The organism is Christensenella sp. (assembly GCF_034927525.1).
In the GTDB taxonomy this organism is placed as follows: domain Bacteria; phylum Bacillota; class Clostridia; order Christensenellales; family Christensenellaceae; genus Christensenella.
On the sequence record NZ_JAYFPU010000045.1, the window covers coordinates 1 to 4,286 of the forward strand.

The 4,286-nt window shown below is 53.5% G+C and carries 3 protein-coding genes; 1 reads left to right on the forward strand and 2 read right to left on the reverse strand.

From position 1 onward, the window contains the following. Positions 1-29 precede the first annotated feature (29 nt). On the reverse strand, positions 30-1,772 hold the full coding sequence (locus VB081_RS01635; protein ID WP_323399120.1) for a bifunctional homocysteine S-methyltransferase/methylenetetrahydrofolate reductase: 1,743 nt from the start codon (positions 1,770-1,772) through the stop codon (positions 30-32). A 131-nt stretch (positions 1,773-1,903) separates the two neighbouring features. Here VB081_RS01635 and VB081_RS01640 point away from each other — a divergent pair, with 131 nt between their 5' ends. Next, positions 1,904-3,811, forward strand: a complete 1,908-nt coding sequence (locus tag VB081_RS01640; protein ID WP_323399121.1) for a fructose-1,6-bisphosphatase — start codon at positions 1,904-1,906, stop codon at positions 3,809-3,811. Positions 3,812-3,860: 49 nt separating this feature from the next. Here the strand turns inward: VB081_RS01640 and VB081_RS01645 are convergent. Next, positions 3,861-4,286: aldo/keto reductase (locus VB081_RS01645; RefSeq protein ID WP_323399122.1), on the reverse strand; the 426-nt coding region annotated here is incomplete at its 5' end.

Below are 4,286 nucleotides of genomic sequence, written 5' to 3' on the forward strand. Positions count from 1 at the left end.
GGAGCTGTTGAGTTTTTCTCCAATAATGATCATGCTTTTAACTCCTTTATAATCTCGCACACGATATCCGCACGCTTTAGCGGCGTGATGATGTAATAACCGTCCGCGATTTCTTTTACCAATTCTATGGTGTCCATCGCCGTCTCCACAGCGATCTTTGCCGCCTGCTGCCTGTCCGCGTCCTTGAAGCGTTCGCAGATTTCCGCTGGAATATCGATGCCCGCAAGCTCGTTGTTGATAAAGCAGGCGTTTTTGTAGCTGACGACAGGCATAACGCCCGCCCATATTTCCGCAGCAAGCTCGCGTTTTGCGCGCGCTATATTATCGGCCGCGTGCTGCTCGTAGACCGGCTGCGTCAAAAAGCAGCTCATACCAGCTTGTTCCTTTTTCTTTGCTTTTGCAAGCTCCGCGTCAAAGTTCTGCGCGTTCACATTGAGCGCGCCCATGACCGTGAAGGGCGCGTCCGCAAACACCGTGCGGTTAAGATCCCTGATGAATTCCGTATAGAGCACGGAATTGAACTGGAACACGCTTTTGATCTCTCCCCTGCGGTTGTTGGGGATGGGGTCGCCCGTTACGACGAGCACATCGTGTATGCCCTGCATATGCAGTCCCAACAAAAGCGCCTTGGAGGCGTTTAGGTTCCTGTCTCTGCACGTTAAGTGCGGCAGCGCCGTGATGCCGTACTGCGTCTTGAGCATAGCGGCAAGCATACTGCTGTCCGCACGCGCCCGCCCGATCGGGCAGTCCGCGATCGTGATATAATCCGCACCCGCGGCAGCGAGGTTTTGCGCCGCCTCTGTGAAGAACGCGCCGTCCGCGTCGAGCGGCGAATCGAGCTCGACCGCGATAGGTTTCCCACCTGACACATCCTGTTTTTTTGCTTTCTGCGGGGAATGGTCATGCGCCGGTGCTTTTTCGCGGGCGCCCCCTGCCGCATGAAACGACCGCAATGCCTGCGCCGCCGCGCGGATGTGTTCGGGCGTGGTGCCGCAGCAACCGCCCAATATCTTCACGCCCGCTCCGGCGATCTTTAATAGTTGCTCCGCAAAATAATCCGGCGTGCTTTTGAACACCGTACGCCCACCAACAACGGTCGGGTAACCCGCGTTGGGCATGATGCACACCGGCTTTTCGTAAAATTCGATGCTTTGTACCACATTCACCATGTGCAACGGCCCGCATGTGCAGTTGAAGCCGTACGCGTCGATCTCGTCTATTTCGCACAGCGCATCAATGATGCTTTGCGCTGATATGCCGCTTTGCGTATACATATCCGGCGCGACCGAGCACTCTGTGATCACATATGCTTCCGGACATATGCTCTTTACATACTGCGCCGCTTCGATAAGCGCTGGCGCTTCGCCGAACGTCTCGAACAGGAAATGTGAAACGCCATTTGCAAGAAAACGGTCAATCAGGTTATGGCGTTCTTCGTCGCACTTCTTTTGATCATCGTGCAAAATCGGCCCCATGCTCGCAAAGATGAGCGTATCTTTTGCTGCGGCAGCCTGCGCACACCTGCACCCCGCGTCGATCACCGCAAACACATCGCCTAAATCCGTTCCCATAGAATGCGTGTTTGCCGCAAAGGTGTTCGTCTTGATCGCGTCCGCACCTGCCGCAATGTATTCCCTGTGCGCTTGTGTGACGCGCTCCGGATGCTGTATATTAGATAATTCGCACCGCGCTATGCTGTCTTCGTACTTCGCCGCGAGGTATGTCCCCATTGCGCCATCGAACAGCAAGATACCGCCGTTTTTCAGTTCCATGCTATTTTCTCCGCTTACAATTTTTTTCTATTATACCATAAACAGTTTCTTTTTTCGCAAAAATACGGTAAACTGTTCTTAGCTAAACAACTTAACTTTCACGTTCCGCCGGTCTTAAGAAAGGTGAGAAAATGACGCGAACAAATAGTAAGTATTTGGAACTTCTGTCAGAGCAATACCCGACGATCCAGTCGGCGTGTACCGAGATCATCAACCTGCAGGCCATCCTCAACCTGCCCAAGGGAACCGAGCATTTTGTAAGCGACATCCACGGCGAGGCGGAAGCCTTCACACATATTTTAAACAATGCTTCGGGCGTGATCCGCGAGAAGGTGGACATCCTGTTTGAAAAAAGCCTGTCGTCCGCCGTGCGTACCGAGCTGTGCACGCTGATCTATTATCCCGAACGCAAATTGGAAGAAATCAAACAAAACGAAAAGGATATGTATGAGTGGTACCGCATCACGCTTTACCGGCTGATCGACGTGTGCCGCCTGTGCGCCTCCAAGTATACCCGTTCCAAGGTGCGTAAAGCGTGCCCGCAGGATTTTTCGTATATCATAGACGAGCTTTTGCACACGGACAGCGCGGATAGAAACAAGCAGAATTATTATGAAAACATCGTTAAGACCATCCTCGATGTTGACCGTGCGGATGCGTTTATCACCGCCCTTACAGGCGTGATCAAGCGGTTGGTCGTCGACCGGCTGCACGTTGTGGGCGACGTGTTTGACCGCGGCCCGCACGCAGACGTGATCCTCGATAAGCTGATGAACCATCATTCGGTGGACATCCAGTGGGGAAACCACGACATCCTCTGGATGGGCGCGGCAGCCGGAAGCGCGGCGTGCATCGCGTGCGTCCTAAACATCAGCACAAAATATTCCAACATCGACTTTGTGGAAAACGCGTACGGCATCAACTTGCGTCCGCTTGCCCTGTTTGCGCAGCAAACATATACGGACGACACCGACCTTCTTGATCACATGCACAAGGCGATCGCCATCATCCAGTTCAAGCTGGAGGGGCAGGCGATCCTGCGGCATCCGGAATTCAATATGGAAGACCGGCTGCTTCTCGATAAAATCGATTTTAAGGACATGAGCGTGCCTGTAGGCGGGCAGCGCTACGCCCTCAATGACAGCGACTTCCCTACCATCGATCCTAAGAATCCTTACGAGTTGACGAGCGAGGAAGCAGACGTCGTCACGCAGCTGATCTCCTCTTTTGCACAGAGTGAAAAGCTGCAGCGGCACGTAAAATTCCTCTTTTCACAGGGCAGTTTATACAAGGTATTCAACGGCACTCTGCTGTTCCACGGCTGCATCCCCATGACGGAGGAAGGCGACTTTTACGCACTGACCTTTGGCAAAACGCCGCGAAGCGGTAAAGAATTTATGGATTATGCGGATGCGCTCGCGCGGCAGGGATATTATGGGCAGGACGGGTCTGATATCCGCAAATATGGACAGGACTTCCTGTGGTATTTGTGGTGCGGCAGGCGTTCCCCGCTTTTTGGACGCAGTAAGATCGCCACCTTCGAGCGCATGTTCATTGATGACAAGGACGCCTGGAAGGAAGAAAAAGACCCGTATTATAAGCACGTGGAAAGCCAGGAGATGTGCGAAAAAATATTGCAGGAGTTTGGGCTGACAGACCAGTATTCACACATCGTGAACGGCCATGTGCCTGTGCGCTTTAAGGACGGCGAGTTTCCCGTGCGCGGCGGCGGCAAGATGATCGTCATTGACGGTGGGTTTTGCCGCGCATACCAAACGCAGACAGGCATTGCCGGCTATACGATGTTTTACAGCTCGTACGGCATCCGCCTTGTGTCCCACGAGCCCTTTTCCGGACTGGTCGACGCGATCCAACACAACAAGGATATCCTTTCCACTTATGTGGTATTTGATACGGCACAGACACGCATCACTGTTGGCGAAACGGATGTCGGGCGCGAGCTGCAGGCTGATATTGACGACCTGAACGCGCTTTTGACCGCTTACCGCAATGGTACGGTCAAGGAAAAGCATTTGTAGGAACGACTATAAAAGACGGTATGCCTTAAAGGCATACCGTCTTTTTGTTTTATTGGATATCCAAAGAAACTTTATGCGTCGGCGCGGGGAACGCGCGGTCAATCGCCGTCCATTCTTCTTCGCTCAGCACAAGCTCTGCCGCCAGCGCATTTTCACGCGTATGCGCACTTTGCGCCGCTTTGGGGATCGCGATGACCTGTTCCTGCCGCAGTACAAACGCAAGCATAACCTGAAACACGGAAACGTTGTGCGCCTGTGCGATCGCATTCAGCCCCTTATCAGCAAGCAACTTTCTTTGCAGCGAGCCTGCCTGCGCGACCGGACAATAGGCCATGACCGGTACGCCGCGCTCCATAAGCCACGGCAGCAAGTCGTATTCAATGCCGCGCGACCCAAGGTGATACAGCACCTGGTTTGCCGCGCATTTGTCGCCGTCCGGCACCGCCCACAGCTTTTCCATGTCTGCTGTGTCAAA

Coding starts and splice junctions, on each gene's coding strand:
- VB081_RS01635 (WP_323399120.1), bottom strand. CDS start 1,772: ATGGAACTGAAAAACGGCGGTATCTTGCTGTTCGATGGCGCAATGGGG.
- VB081_RS01640 (WP_323399121.1), top strand. CDS start 1,904: ATGACGCGAACAAATAGTAAGTATTTGGAACTTCTGTCAGAGCAATAC.